This window comes from Microbacterium sp. MMO-10 (assembly GCF_037148715.1).
Taxonomy (GTDB): Bacteria; Actinomycetota; Actinomycetes; order Actinomycetales; family Microbacteriaceae; genus Microbacterium.
In genome coordinates this window covers 792,688-809,703 of the sequence record NZ_JBBCSV010000001.1, presented here as the reverse complement: position 1 = coordinate 809,703, position 17,016 = coordinate 792,688, and the positions used below count along the sequence as shown (strand labels likewise).

The following is a 17,016-nucleotide window of genomic DNA, read 5'->3' as shown; positions in this document are numbered from 1 at the left end:
TCGGAACGCCCCTGCTCATGCGGGGGCGTTTCTGCTTTCCGGCGTTCGATGGGCTCCGGAGACCGGATCCCGCAGGGTTGTCCACGGATCCGGCCGGTTATCCACAATCTGGGGATGGATATGCACACCCCCTCCCCGGAGTTATCCACAGATCTATCCCCATGTGGGGAGAATTACACGGGTGTCATTCACACCCGCGGCGGAGACGACGAAGGCCTCCGCCGCAGCGGAGGCCTTCGTGGTGCGCGGTCAGTGACCGGCGGTGATGATCAAGGGCGGAACGACGGCGACCACGACGAGCAGCACGAGCACGATCGCCGCGACGAGGCCGATCCACCAGAACTTCGCGTTGCGGCGCCCGTTCGTACGGACGTAGACGAGCGCCACCAGCGCTCCGACGACGGCACCGCCGACATGCGCCTCCCAGGCGATCCCCGGCACGATGAAGCCGTACGCGAAGTTGATCGCGAGCACGACGAGCGCTCCGACGATGTTGCCGCCGAGATGACGCCCGATCACGATCAGGGCGACGAACAGGCCGAAGATCGCCCCGGACGCTCCGATCGTGGGCTGGCCCGGATCGATCAGCGCCATCGCGACAGAACCGCCGAGACCGCTCACCAGGTACAGCATGAGGAATCTTGCCCTGCCCAGCAGCGGCTCGAGCTGCTGACCGACCATCCACAGCGCCAGCATGTTGAGGCCCAGGTGGATCAGTCCCTGGTGCACGAGCAGCGCCGTCAGCAGGCGCCAGGGTTCGAACGGGAGTCCGGACAGCGACGGATACAGATAGGCGCCCGCGAACTGCAGCGCCCCGGTGATCGGTCCCTGGAGGCCCGGGATCATCTGCAGCAGACTCACCGCAGAGGTCACCGCGAGGATCCAGTACGTCACGATCGGACGCCCGCCCACCGCGGTCATCGACCGCGCGCCCCAGCGCCGGTTGGCGCGGCGCTGGGCGGGCGTCTGGTTGCGACGCTGCTCCTGCATGCATTCGGGGCAGATCACGCCGACCGGGGCCTGCGTCTGGCACTCCGGGCAGATCGTGCGCATGCAGCGCTGACAGAGCACGAAGCTCGGCCGGCCCGGGTGGCGGTAGCAGAAGTTGTCGGGATTCGCGTGGAACTCCGAAGTCGTCATCCGTGCGCTCCGGAGTCCACTCGCGGAAGGATGATCAGTTCGCGACGATGTCGACGGACTGCAGCACGACGTCCTCGACCGGACGGTCGCCGGCGCCGGTGCGCACGGCGGCGATCTCGTCGACGACGGCCTTGGACGCGTCGTCCGCGACCTCGCCGAAGATCGTGTGCTTGCCCTGCAGCCACGGGGTCGGGTCGGTCGTGATGAAGAACTGCGAGCCGTTGGTGCCCTCGGCCTGGCCGGTGATGGCGTTGCGACGCAGACCGGCGTTCGCCATCGCGAGGATGTACGGCTCGTTGAAGTTCAGCTCGCCGTGGATCTCGTCGTTGAAGGTGTAGCCGGGACCGCCGACGCCCTGTCCGAGCGGGTCGCCGCCCTGGATCATGAAGTTCGGGATGATCCGGTGGAAGATGACGTCCTTGTACAGCGCGCCCTCGCCGGGCTTCCCGGTGGCCGGGTGCTTCCAGGATCCGGTGCCGTCGGAGAGTTCGACGAAGTTCTTCACCGTGCGGGGAGCGTGGTCGCCGAAGAGGTTGACGACGATGTCTCCATGGTTGGTGTGCAGCGTGGCGACGTGAGTGGCGTGAGGCATGGATCCATTCTCTCGCATCGGATCCCGCCGAGCCTCCGATTCATCGGTGAACTTCTCGAACGCACACGCGTTGCACAGGAGCATGTCTGGCAAGATGGGGAGTCCGAACCCCGTTTCGATTGGGAGGGCATCGTGAGCCTGAGCCGCAAGCGTCAGAAGGAACTCCGCCAGCTGCAGAGCGAGGCCGCCAAGCTGTGGGCCGCCCAGCAGGTCGTCGTCGGCGAAGCCGCGAACGTCGCCCGAGAGGCGGGTCGCCAGCTCGACAACTTCCGCCGCGAGCAGCTCGTGCCGACCGTGCAGGACGTCTACGAGCACCGCGTGGTGCCCGCCGTCGACAAGGGCGTCAAGTTCTCCCGCGACATCGTCGACCACAAGGTCGTCCCCGCGATCGGGGGCGTGGTCGGATCCGCGCTCACCGCATGGGACATCGCCAACGCCAAGCGCACCGGCACGACGCACGCCCCGCGTGCGCTCGTCACCGTGCCCGCCGAGCGCAAGAGCGGCCCCGGCATCGGCGCGGTCATCGCGATCATCCTCGGTGCCGCGGCCGCGGTCAGCGTCCTCGTCGCCGCCTGGCAGGCCCTGCGCGCCGACGACGAGCTCTGGGTCGCGGACGACCCGCTGAACGCCCCCGAGGTGTGAGCACGCCCTCGTCCTCCGACCCGGTCGACGGGTCGGATCCGCACGCGCGCGTGCGCGATGCCGCGGCCGAGCGCGGTCTCGACATCGAGATCCGGCAGCGCCCCGCCGCGAACAGCCTGCACGAGGCCGCGGCCCTGCTCGGGCTGGATCCTTCCGGCATCGTGAAGACCCTCGTGGTCAAGAGATCCGACGACACGTTCCTGTTCGCGCTGATCCCGGGCGGTCGCAAGATCTCCTGGCCCAAGCTGCGCGCCGTCGTCGGCGTGAACCGGCTCAAGCTCCCGGATCCTGACGTGGCCCTCGCCGCGACCGGCTACGAGCGCGGCACGATCGTGCCGATCGGCAGCACCACGGCGTGGCCGGTGTTCGCCGACGAGACGATCCGGGGCCGCCGCATCGCGATGGGCGCGGGCGCGCACGGGTACAGCCTGTTCGTCGACGGCGACGCCCTCATCGCCGCCTACGACGCCACCGTGGCGGACATCTCCGAACCCGAGTGATCCGGGTCGGACCCGCTCCCGCACGCTGAACCCTCGCGGGAGTAACATCCGGGGATGACGGATGCACTCCAGGCGTGGTCGGAGTTCCATGTGGCGATGCTGGGTGCCACCGCGGCCCTCGCCGGCCTCCTCATCGTCGCCGCAAGCGTCAACATCGCGAAGATCATCGCCGCGGAGACCCTCACCGCACGTCTCGCCGCGGCGATCGCGACACTCGTACTGGCGATCCTCACCTCTGGCATCGCGCTCATCCCGCACATCGCGCTGGATCTCTTCGGTGCACTCGTGCTGCTCGTCGCCGCCGGCGCGACCGGTTTTCAGGTGCACGCCGCGCTTTCGCTCCGGCGTGATCGCGGGAACGGCAGCCCTCTGCTCCGGGCGGCCCTGGGCTTCCTCCCCTTGGCCGCGTACGTCGCGGGCGGTGCGCAGCTGCTGTTGGCGCCGCCCCTCGGACTCGGGCTCATCGCCGCCGGCGCGCTGCTGGCGATCGTGGTCGCGATCGTGATCTCGTGGATCGCTCTCGTCGAGGTGCTGCGCTGACTCAGGCCGTCAGACCGGCCATCCCCAGCGCGATGTCGACGAGCCGCACCCGCTGCAGGCCGCCGATCTCACCCAGCCGGTACCAGGCCGCCATGTCCGTGGACCCGTTCTTCTCGAACCGCAGCCGACCGCCGGTGATGCGCGCGCGATAGACGATGCGCAGCGTGTGCAGCGGCGCGGTCGCGCCGGGCGTGACGCGGCGGCGCGGAGGGATCACCCGGGAGTGGATCCCGAGCAGATCATCGATGACGACCTTGTAGCCGGTCTCCTCCAGCACCTCGCGGCGTGCGGCGACCTGGGGATCCTCGCCGTCTTCGAGGCCGCCGCCTGGCATGGTCCACGACACTCGGCGGCCTTCGGTCCAGCGCGCCAGCAGCACCCGGTCGTCATCGTCGACGATGACCGCGTATGCCGCGACCCGCATGTCCATGAGACACACCCTAGGCGCTGTGAGCCGGTATGGCGTCGTCAGGTCACGCGACGTCCCCCGAGACGTACCTCTCGGACCTCGGCGGCAGCGAGTTCCTCCGCCGGCACGGTCAGCGGATCCCGGTCGAGCACGACCATGTCGGCGAACAGCCCGGGATCCAGGGATCCGATCTCGTGCTCGCTGAACAGCTGCCATGCGGCGTTGCCGGTGTGCGCGGCGAGCGCCTGGGGGCGCGTGACGGGCGTGCCGCCCGGCATGACCCGTCCGGACCTCGTGCGCCGGGTCTCGGCGACCGCCATGTTGCGCAAGGGCTCGGCCGGGGTGACCCAGCCGTCGTTGTGGAAGGTCGCCCGGTGGCCCGCGGCGAACGCGGCACCGGCGTCGGCCCAGGCGCCGCCGCGCTCCGGGCCGAAAAGATCGTCCACGAGCACCTCCCCCCAGTAGGTGATGTGATCGACGAAGAGGCTGACCGTGACCCCGAGGGCGGCCGCGCGCGCGAACTGCGCGGGCGTCATCGCCCCGACGTGCTCGAGCCGGAAGCGATGGTCGACCAGGCCGTGATCGCGGATCAGGCGCTCGTAGACGTCGAGCGTCTCGTCGACCGCCAGATCGCCGTGCGCGTGGCAGGCGAGCTGCCAGCCGGCCGCCGCAGAGGGCTCCGCGATCGCGTGCAGCTGCTCTGCGGTGTAATTGGAAGCGCCGCGGTGCCCCGGCGCCAGACCGAGGTCGCGGGTGGCCGCGGTGTCGAGATAGGGGAAGCTCGTGGCGATGTTGCCGATCCACGGGGATCCGTCGGTCCAGGTCTTGACCCCGACCTGGCGCATCACGGCGTCCTCGAGGCGGGACTCTTCGTTCCCTCCCCGCCGTCCCGGGTGCGGGGCCGGCGTCCCACCGGGACGGGACATCTCGTACCAGCGCAGCCGCAGCGGCATGCGGCCGGCGGCGCGGAGCGCATCGACGGCGGGGGAGAGCGCGGGGTTCCAGCTGAGATCGGCCACCGTGGTGATCCCCCGGCGGGAGACGTCGGCGAAGTGCGCGCCGAGCAGCTCGACGATGTCGGCCTGCGCGGCCTGCAGCAACGGGGCGGCGACGCGTTCGACCGCGCCGGCCTCGAGGGCGACCCCGTTCAGCTCGCCGTCCGCGGTGCGGCCGAACGATGCGCCGACCGGGTCGGGCGTGGAGCGGTCCAGTCCGGCGAGGCGGGCGGCCGCGGTGTTGAAGTACGCCGAGTGCCCCGAGTTGTGCACGATGACGAGCGGGGTGGATCCGGCGAGCTCGTCGAGCAGGCGCAGGCCGGGATCCGGCAGGCCGCGCTGCAGCAGGGCGTCCCACCCGTTCGCATACACGGGTGCGCCGTCTGCGGCGGCGAGTGCCGCCCGCAGCGCGGCCATCACCCCGTCGGCGTCCGGCACGACGACGGGCCGCAGATCGAGCACGCGGTCCGAGAGCAGCACCGCGGCGGTGCCGGGGTGCCCGTGCGGCTCGATGAGCCCCGGCATCGCCCAGCCGTCCAGCGCCACGCGCTCGGCCGCGGGATCCTGCGCGGCGAGGTCCGCCGCGGCGCCGACCGCGACGACGCGTCCGTCGTCGTCGACGAGCATCGCCTCGACGAGAGCGGGAGCGGCAGCGGAGAGCGGCCGGATCCGGCCCGTGAACAGCGTCGTCATGCGCCCATCGTGGCAGGTTTCCCGTCCGCGAGGAGAGGGCCGGCGGATCGATCAGTTCTGAAGAAGCACGCCCGCCGACGCCTTCCTAGGCTGAGGGGCGACCCGAATCCCGGGTCGGACGAACGGAGGATGCCATGACCGAGAACACCGCACCCGTGCTGACCGATTTCGAACGGGCCGCCGTCAAGGAGGCCGCGAAGGAGAGCCGCACGCGCGTCGCGCGCAAGAAGGCCTCGCCGGAGGAGCTGCGCGCCGCCGGGGAGGCCGACGTGCTGGCCAAGATCGCGGAGATGGACGAGGAGGACGGATCGCTCGCCACCGCCTTGCACCGGCTGGTCTCCGAGAACGCGCCGCACCTCGTGCCCAAGACCTACTACGGCATGCCGGCCTGGGCGAACGCCGCGGGCAAGGTCGTCTGCTTCTTCAAGCCCAAGGCGAAGTTCAAGGTGCGCTACTCCACGTTCGAGTTCGAGTGGCCGGCGCAGCTCGACGACGGGACCGTGTGGCCCGTCTCCTACGCGGTGACCGCGCTCACGCCGGCGGACCTCGCCTTCCTCGGCGAGCGCATCCGCACCGCCGCCCCCGCCGCCTGAGCCGGGACCGGGAGCCGTCATTCCCCGCGCAGGTGCGCGGCGGTGAGCTCGGCCATCTCCTCGTCGCTGAGCTCGTCCATGCTGCGGGACTCGCGCCGGTCGGACCGGATCCACCGCATCATCAGGATCACCAGGATCGGCACGTCGACGATCTCGGCGATGAACCAGAGGAAGTCGCCGGAGAGCTGCTGATCCCGCAGCGGATTCGGGAACCAGAGCGGCAGCGTCCCGGGCCAGGATCCGGCCTGGTCGAACACGACCGTGCCCAGCCGCAGCAGCACGCCCGGGATGGCGTCGAGCACGAGCTCCACGAACGCGAACAGGAACTCGGCCACGATGAACAGGCTCGTGCGCGCGACCGTGTGCGCGGCCATCGGCAGCACCATGAGCAGGCCGAGCACCGGGACGAGGGCCGAGATCGCGCCCTCGGCGACCGGAGAGAATCGCAGCACCGCGGACAGCGGCGTGAAGAACACCGAGAAGACGAGGCAGGTGAACACCGGCGCCATGATCGCGTTGCCGAAGAACCTCGCGAGCCAGGAGCGCAGGAACCCGTTCACCCGGGCGCGAGGACCCGCCGAGAGCACGGCGCGGGCCAGGGACACCGGTCGGCCCAGGGTGATCAGGACCGGCACGACGAACAGCAGGAGTGCGATCCGGGTCGAGAACGCCCAGCGCAGCTCCGGGCTCCACGTGCCGAGGAAGCCGAAGGACACGACCGCATAGGAGCCGAGGCCCAGCAGGAGGTACATCAGCGTCAGCCGCAGCGGCCAGCGGTGCCCGCGCCGCCGCAGCACCGCGACACCGCCGAGATAGAGCCCGGCAGCGGTGACGAGCACGACGAGCGCGGCGGGATCCACGCTCCAGGTGCCGAGGAAGACGGGGATGGGAGGCACGCGCTCTCCCCTCGTCGTCCGGTGCGGATGCGGCACCACCCGCGGCGGGCCGCAACGACGCTACGCCCGACGCCTATGCGCGCGATGGGATCCGATCCGATCGCCGTCTTAACGCCGAGTGAACTCTGGCGGTCGAGTGCGGGAAGCCGGCCGTCGGCGGAGCTGGGTCGCGCGAAGCTGACGACCATGAGCGCCGAAGTGCTGATCCTCGTCCTGGTGGTCGTGACCGCCCTCGGATTCGACTTCACCAACGGTTTCCACGACACGGGCAACGCGATGGCGACGTCCATCGCCACCGGCGCGCTGAAGCCCAAGGTCGCGGTGGCGCTTTCCGCGGTGCTGAATCTCGTCGGCGCCTTCCTCTCGGTCGAGGTCGCGGCGACCATCACCAAGGACGTGCTCACGATCCAGGGGCCGAACGGCGACCTGGTCCCGGGGCTCTCCCCGGAGGCGGCGATGATCATCATCTTCGCGGGGCTCGTCGGCGGCATCCTGTGGAACCTGCTCACCTGGCTGCTCGGGCTGCCCTCGAGCTCGTCGCACGCGCTGTTCGGCGGACTCATCGGGGCGGGGATCGCGGGTGCCGCCACCGTCAACTGGGCCGGGATCGTCGGCAAGATCATCGTTCCCGCGGTGCTCTCGCCGGTCATCGCCGGCGTCGTCGCCGCAGTCGGCACCTGGCTCGTCTACCGGCTCACCCGCACCGTGCACGCGAAGCACCGCGAGGCCGGATTCCGCTGGGGCCAGATCGGCACCGCGTCGCTGGTCTCCCTCGCCCACGGCACCGGCGATGCGCAGAAGACGATGGGCGTGATCGCCCTCGCGCTCATCGCGCACGGCACCCTGACCGGGGACCAGATCCTCGCCGAGGGGCTGCCGATCTGGATCATCGTCAGCTGCGGCGCGGCCATCGCGCTGGGCACCTACCTCGGCGGCTGGCGGATCATCCGCACCCTGGGCAAGGGCCTGGTCGAGATCGAGTCGCCGCAGGGCCTCGCCGCCGAGGCGTCGTCGGCCGCGATCATCCTCACCTCGAGCTCGATGGGGATGGCGCTGTCCACCACGCACGTCGCGACCGGGTCGATCCTCGGATCCGGCGTGGGACGCCCCGGCGCCCAGGTGCGCTGGGGCATCGCCGGCCGCATGGTCACCGCGTGGCTGATCACGATGCCGGCAGCGGGCGTGGTGGGGGCGCTCTGCTTCTTCCTCGCCCACGGCATCGGCGGTCTCGCCGGCGCCATCACCGTGTTCGTGCTGCTGCTCGCGGCCGCCGCGCTGATGTACCTGCGCAGCCGCCGCCAGAAGATCGACCACAACAACGTCAACGCCGAGTGGGACGGCTCCCTCGCGCCGAACGCCGCCGCGCAGGGCGCGACGGCCTGAACCGAAGGACGCTTGAGATGAACTTCGACATCGCGCAGATGGCGCTCTCCGCCGGGCGCGTCCTGCTGGTCGGCCTGCTGTTCGGGGCGGGGCTGCCCGCCCTGTTCGCGATCGGCATGCGGCTGCAGTCTGCCGGCACCGGCGAGGTCGACGGGGAGGCTCCGGGAACCCGGCGCCCTGTGCTCACCGTTGCGGGCTGGATCCTGTTCGCGATCGTCATCGCGGTCGTCCTGGCCGGAGTGCTCTTCATCACCCGTTTGAGCATCTACCACTACTTCGGGATCTCCCTGTTCGGGGTGGGGAAATGAGCGGCAGCGTCCTCAGCCGCGTCCTCGACTGGCTGCGCGCGGGCTACCCCGAAGGCGTGCCACCCAAGGACTACAGCCCGCTGCTCGCCCTCCTGCACCGCACTCTCACCGCGGAGGAGCTCGCCGACGTCGTCGCCGCGCTCGCCCGGCAGGAGACCGATCCGGTGCGCGTCTCGCAGATCCGCGCGGCGATCGCCGAGATCACCGCGGCGAACCCGGGCGAGGACGAGGTCCGTCGCGTCGCCGCGCACCTGGCTGCCCGCGGGGTGCCGCTGAGCACGAGGGCGCAGCGGATCGTCGCCGCTCGCGAGAACCTCGCAGACGCTGCTGCCGGCGCGCCCGGTGCCGGTGCCGGCGCCACGGCCGGTTCCGTCGATGCAACCGCCCCGAATCCGATCGCGCAGGCGCTGCGCTGGCTGGGAGCCGGGTACCCCGACGGCATCCCCGCGCAGGATCGGGTGCCGATCCTGGCCCTGTTGCGCCGTCGGCTCACCGACGACGAGGTGCAGGAGGTCTGCGAGGCGGTGGCGGCGCAGACCGGGGCGGATCCCGATGTCTCCCTCGTCGACGCGCAGGTGCTCATGATGAGGGTGCTGGGCGAGCTCCCCGGCGACGACGACGTGGAGCGCGTCCGCGTCCGCCTCGAGGAGTCGGGCATCGCGCTCGCGTGACCGCGCCTCGTGCGGCGTGTCGTCCGGTGGGCTGCACCGCCCGCCATCGGCATCGGCGTGTCGAGCCGGCCCGACGAGCGCACAAGTGTCCGCCCTAACTCAGGCCACAAGTGCAGGAACAGACGATTCCGCCTCGAAATCGGCTGTTTTCCGCAGTTCATCCTGAGTTCGGAAGACCGGCCTCGGGATCCTGGCGCACGCGGGCGCACGCCGCCTAGCGTGGAGGGGTGAGCACCCCGTTCCCCGCCTCCGTGTACGCCGCCCGTCTCGACCGCGCCCGCGCTCTGACCGCCGAGGCCGGCCTCGACGCCATCGTCGTGGGGCCGGGTCCGGATCTGACCTATCTCGCCGGCGTGGAGGGCGACACCATCGAGCGGCTCACCGCGCTCGTGATCCCCGCGGCGGGGGAACCGACGGTCGTCGTGCCGCGCATGGAGCTCGCGAAGGTGCGCAACACCGCGGTCGGCGCGCTGGGACTCGCCGTGGCGGACTGGGTGGACGGCGAGGACCCGTATGCTCTCGTGACCGCGGCGATGGGCGGATCCGTCTCGCGGTTCGGCGTCGCCGATGCCCTCCCGGCACTGCACGTGGTTCCGCTGACGACGCGTCTGGATGCCCGCCCCGAACTCGCGACGCCCGTGCTGCGCGAGAGCCGCATGATCAAGGACGCGGCCGAGATCGCCGAGCTGCGCCGCGCCGGCGACGCCATCGACGCCGTGCACCGCCGCGTGCCTGGCCTCCTGCGCGCCGGACGCACCGAGCGCGAGGTCGCGGCCGACATCGCCGCAGCGCTCGTCGAGGAGGGGCACCGCACGGTCGAGTTCGTGATCGTCGCCTCGGGCCCGAACGGCGCCGATCCGCACCACGAGGTGTCGGATCGCGTGATCCAGGACGGCGACATCGTGGTGGTCGACATCGGCGGCGCGGTTCCCAGCGGCTACAACTCCGACAGCACCCGCACCTACACGGTCGGCACCCCGGATCCCGAGACCGCGCGCAGGATCGCGGTGCTCGTGCGGGCCCAGCAGGCCGCCGTCGACGCGGTGCGCCCCGGCGTCACCGCCGAGCAGGTCGACGCCGCCGCCCGCGACGTGCTCGCCGCCGAGGGGCTGGCGGAGGCGTTCCTGCACCGCACCGGCCACGGCATCGGCGTCACGACGCACGAGGAGCCGTACATCGCCCCCGGCAACGCCCTGCCCCTGCGTGAGGGCATGGCGTTCAGCATCGAGCCTGGGATCTACTTCCCCGGGCAGTGGGGCTCCCGCATCGAGGACATCGTGGTCGTCACCGCCGACGGGTGCACGAACCTCAACACCACGCCGCACGAACTGACGCCCGCCCTGCGGGGTCGTTGAGCGAGCCCCGGCGCAGCCGGAGCGAGACGAAACGCGGCGCTCTCGCAGATCACCGCACCTCGACCCGGCCCCGCTGCGCGCGTCCTCGCTCAACGACCCCGCAAGGGGCGCCTCAGCGCACGCGGTCGAGCGCCTCGGGGATGTCCACGCGCCACGACGACGGCGCCTCCGATGCCGGCGCGGCGGGCAGCACGCCCTCGCCGTCGGGGTGCGGGATCGCGTCCAGCAGCGCCTCCGTGTAGGGGTGCACGGGGTTCGCCCACACGACCGGGGTGGCACCGGACTCGACGATCCGCCCGCGGTACATCACGGCGACGCGGTCGGCCATCAGCCGCACCACGGAGAGGTCGTGCGAGATGAACAGCATCGCGGCGCCCGAGGCGACGCAGAGCTCGCGCATCATCGCGGCCACCGAGGCCTGAGCCGACGCGTCCAGCGCCGAGATCGGCTCGTCCGCCACGATGAGATCGGGCTTCGCGGCGAGCGCACGGGCGATCGCGACGCGCTGACGCTGCCCGCCCGAGAGCTGGTACGGGTAGCGGTTCTCCAGTGCGGGGGAGAGGCCGACGGCGTTCAGCCAGTGCGACGGCGCCTCGGTGTCGAGGCCCCGGGCCCGGGCCGCCCTGGATCCCTCGGCGATCTGCTGCGCGACCCTGATCCGCGGGTTGAGCGAGGAGTTCGGATCCTGGAACACCATCTGGATCGCCGTGAGCTCGGCCGGACGTGTGCGCATCCCGAGAGGCTGCACGGGACGGTCGCGGTAGAGCACCGTCCCGCCGGCGGGCTTCTCCATCCCGATCACCGCGCGCGCGGTGGAAGACTTGCCGCAGCCGCTCTCGCCGACCAGGGCGAGCACCTCGCCGCTCGCGATGTCGAAGCTCACGCCGTCGACCGCGCGGAACGCCGCGCGTCCGCCGTACTCGACGACGAGCGAGTCGACGTGCAGCACCGGCTTCTGATCGCTCATCGGTTCTCCTCCGGCTCGGCGGTCGTGGAGCCTGCGGCAGGACCGTCCACGAGCGAGTCCTGCGCATCGGGCATCGCGTCGAGCAGCTCGCGCGTGTAGGGGTGCTGCGGATCCTGGAAGATCTGCTGGCGGGTTCCGGATTCGACGATCAGCCCGCCCCGCATCACCGCGACCTCGTCGGCGATCGCGCTCATCACGCCGAGATCGTGGGTGACGAGGAGCACAGCGAGATCGCGCTCGGTGGCGAGATCGCGCAGCAGGTGCAGGATGCCCGCCTGAACGGTCACGTCGAGGGCCGTGGTGGGCTCGTCGGCGAGCAGCACCTCGGGCTCGCAGGCGAGGGCGATCGCGATCGCGATGCGCTGACGCTGGCCGCCGGAGAACTGGTGCGGGTACTTCCGCAGCGCCTCCTCCGGCTCCGGCACGCGCACCAGGGCGAGCAGTTCGGCAGCACGCGTGCGGGCCTCTGCGCGCGAGAGGCCGAGGTGTGCGCGCATGCCGTCGGCGAGCTGGGAGCCGACGGTGATCTGCGGGTGCAGGCTCGCCGAGGGATCCTGGAACACCATCCCGACGCGCTTGCCGCGCACCTTCCGGTACGCGCGGCCGGCCATCCCGACGAGCTCGGTGTCGCCTCCGAGCAGGATCGATCCCGATGCGGTGCCGCCGGCGGGGAGCAGGCCGAGCACCGCCATCGCGGTCATGCTCTTGCCCGAACCGGACTCGCCCGCGAGTCCCTGGATCCGCCCGGGCACCAGGTCGAGCGAGATGCCCTTGACGACCTCGGTGCGACGGCTCCTGCTCTGCCCGAGCTCGACGTGCAGATCGCGGATCGCGAGTGCGGCGCTCACTTCGACTCCCTCCGGTCGCTCAGTGCAAGCACGCTCATACCGCCTCCCCGGTCGCAGCGGCGGCCGACACGGCGGTGGGCGCCTCGGCCTCGCGCTCGCGGGCGGCGAGCGGGTCGAGGGCGTCGCGCAGCGAGTCGCCGATGAAGTTGAACGCCATCACGATGCTGAGGATCGCGAGGCCGGGGAACAGCCCCAGCCACCAGGCGGAGGTGTTCTGCATGGCCGCGGCGATCATCGTGCCCCACTCGGGCGTCGGCGGCTGGGCGCCGAGACCGAGGAACGAGAGGCCCGAGAGCAGCAGGATCGCGGTGCCGATGTCGAGCGAGGCGAGCACGAGCACCGGGCCGGCGATGTTCGGCAGCACGTCGCGAAGAAGCGAGCGCAGCGGCGAGGATCCGAGGAGCCTTCCCGCGATCACGTAGTTCTGTGTGCGCAGGCCGAGCACGAGCGAGCGGGTGATGCGGGCGTAGGGCGGCCAGGCCACGATGATGCCGGCGATGACCGCGTTCATGATCGACGGGCCGAGGGACGCGGCGATGACCATCGCGAGGATCACGGTCGGGAACGCCATGACCATGTCGGTGATGCGCATGAGCACCTCGTCGAACCAGCCGCCGAGGTAGCCCGCGACGGCGCCGACGATCGTGCCCACGACCATGGCGCAGACGACGAGCATGAGCGCGAGGGGGATCGTGGTCTGCGCGCCGAGCAGCAGGCGCGAGAACACGTCGCGACCGTTGACGTCGGTGCCCATGATCGCCTCGCCGCTCGGGGCTGCGAGACGCGGGAGGTCCTGCGCGAGCGGGTCGTGCGGGGCGATCCAGGGGGCCAGGATCGCGACGAGGATCCAGACCAGCGCGATCACGGTGCCGACCAGGGCGAGCGGGGTGCGCCAGGCGCGCGGCAGCCAGGGCTTGCGGCGCTTCGGCGCGAGCTTCTCGGGGATGACGAGGTTCACGAAAGCCTCACTCGCGGATCCAGGACGCCGTAGAGCACGTCGACGACGAGGTTGATGACGAGGTAGATGACGCCGACCACGAGGCCGACGCCGGTGACGGCCAGCAGGTCGAGGTTCTTCGATGCGTTGTAGGCGTAGGTTCCGAGGCCCGGCCAGGCGAACACCGCCTCGACGAGCACGGTGCCCGACAACAGGCTGCCGAACGCGATGCCCACGAGGGTCAGGATCGGCAGGGCCGCCCCGCGCAGCACGTAGCCCACGACGACCCGGCGGCCGCTCAGGCCCTTCGCACGGGCGGCGCGGGCGTAGTCCATGTCCAGCACCTCGAGCACCGAGGTGCGCACGAACCGGGTGAGGGTCGCGATTGTGAACAGGCTGAGCACCAGCACCGGGAGCGCCAGGTGGCTGGTCGCGTCGAAGAACCCGACCGAGTCCCCGTTGAGGAGGTAGTCGATCGTGTAGAAGCCGGTGATCCGCGGCGGCGGGGTGATGGTGGGGGAGATCCGTCCGGATCCCGAAACCCAGTGCAGGTTCATGAAGAACAGCTGGTAGCAGAGGATCGCCATCCAGAAGGTGGGGATGCTGAGCCCGATCAGGGTGACGACCCGCACCACCTGATCCGTGGCCTTGCCCCGGCGGTAGGCGGCGAGCGTGCCGAGCACGACGGCGACGGCCAGGCTCACGATGATCGCGTAGAAGGCGATCTCCCCTGTTGCCGGCACGGCCTTGGCGAGGTCGGCCGACACCGGTCGGCCCGTGGTCATCGACGTGCCGAGGTCGCCCTGCAGCAGGTTGCCCGCGTAGCGGAAGAACCGGATCCAGACGGGCTGATCGAGCCCGTACTTCTCCCGGAACGCGGCGACGGTGGCGGGGTTCGACGATGCACCCTCGCCGAGGGCGGCGCGCACCGGGTCGCCGGGCACGATCACGGTGAGGGAGAAGGTGACCAGCACGATCCCGAACAGCAGGATGACGCTCGTCACGGCCCTGCGGGCGAGGAACCGCAGCAGGGTGTGCTGCGACTGCCGCGTCCTGCGGGTGGCGATGGCTTGGGTCTCGGACAAAGTCGGCGCTTCCGGGTCTGCGGGGCGGTGACGGCGTGGTGCTGCGGGGGCCGGATCCCCGTGGATCCGGCCCCCGCAGGGCTTACTTGGCGGGGTGCAGCGTCCGCAGGTCCAGGGTCCAGGTCACGTTGTACTCGAGACCGGCGACCTTGGTGGAGCTGGCGAGGTTGATGCCGGGGACGATCAGCGGCACGAACGGCCCGGACTCCTGCATCGCCTTCGCGTAGTCGCTGAACGCCGTGTTGCGCGCGTCCACGGTCGTCGCGTTCTGCGCCTTGGTCACGAGGTCGGCGATCGCCGGGTCGGCCTCGGCGGTCCAGCCGGCGCGCAGGCCGACCTTCTGGCCCGGGCCGAACGGCAGGAACGACGAGGTGTCGGCGTAGTCGGGGCCCCAGTACCAGAGCGAGAACGCCTCCTGCGCCTTGACGTAGGGCTGCACCTCGGTCGCGAACGGGGCGGGGGCGAGGGTCGCGTTGATGCCGACCGCCTTCAGCTGCTCCTGCACGCGCTCGGCGACCGGCGTGAACTCCACGCCGCCGACCGGGTTGTCGTTCGGGAACTGCAGCTTGACCTCCTGGCCGGTGTAACCGGAGGCGACGAGCGCGGCCTTGGCCTTGTCCAGATCCTGCTTCACGCCGGTCTTGTTCGCGCCGGGGAACATCGGCGGGACGACGCCGGTGGCCTGCTCGGATCCGGATCCGGCGAGCTCGAGCAGCTTGTCGTAGTCGAGCGCGTAGCGCACGGCCTCGGCGAACTTCGGGTTCGCGGTCACGCCGCCGACGTTCTTGTCCTGGTTGATGAGGAGGAAGAGGGTCTCGGCCGACGGAGCGGAGTCGACGGTGAAGCCGTCACCGAGGTTCTTGACCTGGTCGCCGGAGAGGTCGACGGCCACGTTCGAGTCGCCGCCCTTGAGGTTGGTGAGCTGCGTGGACGACTGCGAGATGTTGCGCACCACGATCTTGTCGTAGGCGGGCTTGTCCTCGCCGTCGTACTTGTCGTTCTTCACCAGCACCACCTGGGTGGTGAGGTCGAGCGACTGCAGCTTGTACGGGCCGGATCCGGCGGAGTTCGCGTCGAGCCAGCTCTTCGCGCCGTCCTTGTCGTCCGTGGTGCCGCCGTTCTTCTTCACGACCTTGGAGTTCAGGATCGCGAGCGACGGGTTGGTGACGATCGCGGGCAGCTGCAGCGAGGGCGTCTTGGTCGACAGCTTCACCGTCTTGTCGTCGACCTTCGTGACCGTGATCCCCGTCATCAGGAAGTTGGCCTTGGAGTCGGTGATGCCGGCGACGCGGTCGAGGGAGAAGACCACGTCATCGGCGGTGATCGGAGTGCCGTCCGAGAACGTGCGGCCGTCCTGGATCGTGAAGGTGAACTCGGTGGCGTCCGAGTTCTGCTTCATGGTCGCGATGTCGGGCTTCGGGGTGGTCGGGTCGGCGCCCTGGAACGTCAGCAGGGTGTCGTACACCGCGTGCAGCACCATGTTGCCGGTCGGGACGTAGTTGCGACCGGGGTCGCCCGTCTCGAGCGAGAACGCGGTGTCGACCACGAGCGTGCCGCCCGAGGAGGAGGATCCGCTGGAGTTGTTGCTCGCGGAGTTGCCGCCGGAGCAGCCGGCGAGCGCGATGGCGGCCGCGGCGATGACCGCTGCGGCGACGTGGCGATAAGAACGGGCCACGGCTTCCTCCTCATTGAAAGAATGGACAGGTCAGACGACCAGATCGGGTTTCCCGGCACTATATCCGACAGATCGGCTCAATTTCGAGCAATCCATTGTCACGCTTCCATCACTACGGCAATATGTCCAGCATGAGCGAAGATCAGCCTCACGTATCTGGACGATCCGTGCCCGCGATCGACGAAATCGCGTACGACATCCTCCGCGCGCTGCGTCGCAACGGACGGATCTCGATCGCCGCCCTGGCCCAGGAGGTCGGGATCTCGCGTGCCAGCGCCTACTCCCGCGTCGAGTCGCTGACGCGGGCGGGCATCATCACCGGGTACACCGCGGAGGTCGACACCACACGACTCGGCCTCGGCGTGAGCGCCCTCGTGTTCTGCACGATCCAGCCGCAGTCCTGGACGTCGTTCCTCCAGGCGATCGGCGAGATGCCCGATGTCGAGTCGGCGATGGTGATGACCGGTGAGCACGACGTGATGCTGATCGTGCGCAGCATCGACATGGAGCGCATGCAGTCGCTCGTGATCGGCACGATCGCCGACCGTCCCGAGGTCACCAAGGTCGAGACGGCGATCGTGATGGGCGAGGTGTTCCGCCGCCCGTTCGTGCTGCCGGACGAGATCCCGCAGCGCGCGGCGATCGGAGTCGACAGCGGTCTGATGCGGTTCACCCGCACCGACGGGAGCAGGGGCACCCGGATCTGAGGGTTCAGACCCGGGGGTCGTTGAGCGTGCACCGGCGTAACCGGAGCGACCCCGGGTCGGCGGCGCTGAACGGACCGGGT

The 17,016-nt window shown here is 70.4% G+C and carries 19 protein-coding genes; 9 read left to right on the top strand and 10 right to left on the bottom strand.

Annotation, left to right across the window (positions count from 1 at the left end; genetic code table 11):
• Positions 1 to 249 precede the first annotated feature (249 nt).
• A complete protein-coding gene (locus WFJ17_RS03860) occupies positions 250 to 1,140 on the bottom strand; it encodes a rhomboid family intramembrane serine protease (RefSeq protein ID WP_336647711.1) in 891 nt (296 codons plus the stop codon).
• 34 nt (positions 1,141 to 1,174) lie between these two features.
• On the bottom strand, positions 1,175 to 1,732 hold the full coding sequence (locus tag WFJ17_RS03855) for a peptidylprolyl isomerase (RefSeq protein WP_336647710.1): 558 nt from the start codon (positions 1,730 to 1,732) through the stop codon (positions 1,175 to 1,177).
• Between the two features lie 132 nt (positions 1,733 to 1,864).
• Between WFJ17_RS03855 and WFJ17_RS03850 the strand changes: the two genes are divergently transcribed.
• Genes WFJ17_RS03850 through WFJ17_RS03840 form a run of 3 tightly spaced genes read left to right on the top strand, consistent with a single transcriptional unit; the run spans position 1,865 to position 3,414 of the window.
• On the top strand, positions 1,865 to 2,374 hold the full coding sequence (locus WFJ17_RS03850; RefSeq protein WP_336647709.1) for a DNA helicase: 510 nt from the start codon (positions 1,865 to 1,867) through the stop codon (positions 2,372 to 2,374).
• Positions 2,375 to 2,424: 50 nt separating this feature from the next.
• Positions 2,425 to 2,874 carry an aminoacyl-tRNA deacylase gene (locus tag WFJ17_RS03845; protein ID WP_251444361.1) on the top strand — a complete coding sequence of 150 codons (450 nt, stop codon included), beginning with the start codon at positions 2,425 to 2,427 and terminating at the stop codon, positions 2,872 to 2,874.
• Between the two features lie 54 nt (positions 2,875 to 2,928).
• Positions 2,929 to 3,414 carry a hypothetical protein gene (locus WFJ17_RS03840; protein ID WP_292882278.1) on the top strand — a complete coding sequence of 162 codons (486 nt, stop codon included), beginning with the start codon at positions 2,929 to 2,931 and terminating at the stop codon, positions 3,412 to 3,414.
• Position 3,415: 1 nt separating this feature from the next.
• Here the strand turns inward: WFJ17_RS03840 and WFJ17_RS03835 are convergent, their stop codons facing one another.
• Both WFJ17_RS03835 and WFJ17_RS03830 read right to left on the bottom strand, forming a co-directional pair.
• The gene (locus WFJ17_RS03835; RefSeq protein ID WP_251443902.1) at positions 3,416 to 3,844 is read right to left on the bottom strand and encodes an NUDIX hydrolase; all 429 of its coding nucleotides are present in this window, start codon (positions 3,842 to 3,844) and stop codon (positions 3,416 to 3,418) included.
• A 38-nt stretch (positions 3,845 to 3,882) separates the two neighbouring features.
• Positions 3,883 to 5,511, bottom strand: coding sequence for an amidohydrolase (locus tag WFJ17_RS03830; RefSeq protein ID WP_336647708.1), 1,629 nt, complete (start codon positions 5,509 to 5,511; stop codon positions 3,883 to 3,885).
• 134 nt (positions 5,512 to 5,645) lie between these two features.
• On the opposite strand from WFJ17_RS03830, the gene WFJ17_RS03825 reads away from it, so the two are divergent.
• The gene (locus WFJ17_RS03825; protein ID WP_251443897.1) at positions 5,646 to 6,104 is read left to right on the top strand and encodes a hypothetical protein; all 459 of its coding nucleotides are present in this window, start codon (positions 5,646 to 5,648) and stop codon (positions 6,102 to 6,104) included.
• 17 nt (positions 6,105 to 6,121) lie between these two features.
• On the opposite strand, the gene WFJ17_RS03820 is transcribed toward WFJ17_RS03825, so the two are convergent.
• The gene (locus tag WFJ17_RS03820) at positions 6,122 to 7,000 is read right to left on the bottom strand and encodes a cytochrome c oxidase assembly protein (RefSeq protein ID WP_336647707.1); all 879 of its coding nucleotides are present in this window, start codon (positions 6,998 to 7,000) and stop codon (positions 6,122 to 6,124) included.
• 186 nt (positions 7,001 to 7,186) lie between these two features.
• On the opposite strand from WFJ17_RS03820, the gene WFJ17_RS03815 reads away from it, so the two are divergent.
• The 4 genes from WFJ17_RS03815 (at position 7,187) to WFJ17_RS03800 (ending at position 10,717) form a co-directional block, all read left to right on the top strand.
• A complete protein-coding gene (locus WFJ17_RS03815; protein ID WP_336647706.1) occupies positions 7,187 to 8,383 on the top strand; it encodes an inorganic phosphate transporter in 1,197 nt (398 codons plus the stop codon).
• Between the two features lie 17 nt (positions 8,384 to 8,400).
• The gene (locus WFJ17_RS03810; protein WP_336647705.1) at positions 8,401 to 8,691 is read left to right on the top strand and encodes a hypothetical protein; all 291 of its coding nucleotides are present in this window, start codon (positions 8,401 to 8,403) and stop codon (positions 8,689 to 8,691) included.
• Positions 8,688 to 9,362 (top strand): DUF3349 domain-containing protein, encoded by a 675-nt coding sequence (locus WFJ17_RS03805; protein ID WP_251443886.1) that lies wholly within the window; start codon positions 8,688 to 8,690, stop codon positions 9,360 to 9,362. Before WFJ17_RS03810 ends, WFJ17_RS03805 begins: the two co-directional genes overlap by 4 nt.
• A 227-nt stretch (positions 9,363 to 9,589) precedes the next feature.
• Positions 9,590 to 10,717, top strand: coding sequence for a M24 family metallopeptidase (locus WFJ17_RS03800; protein ID WP_336647704.1), 1,128 nt, complete (start codon positions 9,590 to 9,592; stop codon positions 10,715 to 10,717).
• Between the two features lie 112 nt (positions 10,718 to 10,829).
• On the opposite strand, the gene WFJ17_RS03795 is transcribed toward WFJ17_RS03800, so the two are convergent.
• The 5 genes from WFJ17_RS03795 to WFJ17_RS03775 form a co-directional block, all read right to left on the bottom strand.
• Positions 10,830 to 11,684 (bottom strand): ABC transporter ATP-binding protein, encoded by an 855-nt coding sequence (locus WFJ17_RS03795; RefSeq protein WP_251443880.1) that lies wholly within the window; start codon positions 11,682 to 11,684, stop codon positions 10,830 to 10,832.
• Positions 11,681 to 12,532 (bottom strand): ABC transporter ATP-binding protein, encoded by an 852-nt coding sequence (locus WFJ17_RS03790; protein ID WP_251443877.1) that lies wholly within the window; start codon positions 12,530 to 12,532, stop codon positions 11,681 to 11,683. The genes WFJ17_RS03795 and WFJ17_RS03790 overlap by 4 nt, the downstream gene beginning before the upstream one ends.
• A gap of 34 nt (positions 12,533 to 12,566) precedes the next feature.
• A complete protein-coding gene (locus WFJ17_RS03785; protein ID WP_292882299.1) occupies positions 12,567 to 13,490 on the bottom strand; it encodes an ABC transporter permease in 924 nt (307 codons plus the stop codon).
• A complete protein-coding gene (locus tag WFJ17_RS03780; RefSeq protein WP_336647703.1) occupies positions 13,487 to 14,554 on the bottom strand; it encodes an ABC transporter permease in 1,068 nt (355 codons plus the stop codon). Before WFJ17_RS03780 ends, WFJ17_RS03785 begins: the two co-directional genes overlap by 4 nt.
• 82 nt (positions 14,555 to 14,636) lie before the next feature.
• Positions 14,637 to 16,229 (bottom strand): ABC transporter substrate-binding protein, encoded by a 1,593-nt coding sequence (locus WFJ17_RS03775; RefSeq protein WP_336647702.1) that lies wholly within the window; start codon positions 16,227 to 16,229, stop codon positions 14,637 to 14,639.
• Between the two features lie 167 nt (positions 16,230 to 16,396).
• Here WFJ17_RS03775 and WFJ17_RS03770 point away from each other — a divergent pair, with 167 nt between their 5' ends.
• On the top strand, positions 16,397 to 16,936 hold the full coding sequence (locus tag WFJ17_RS03770) for an Lrp/AsnC family transcriptional regulator (protein WP_251443865.1): 540 nt from the start codon (positions 16,397 to 16,399) through the stop codon (positions 16,934 to 16,936).
• The last annotated feature ends 80 nt before the right edge of the window (positions 16,937 to 17,016 follow it).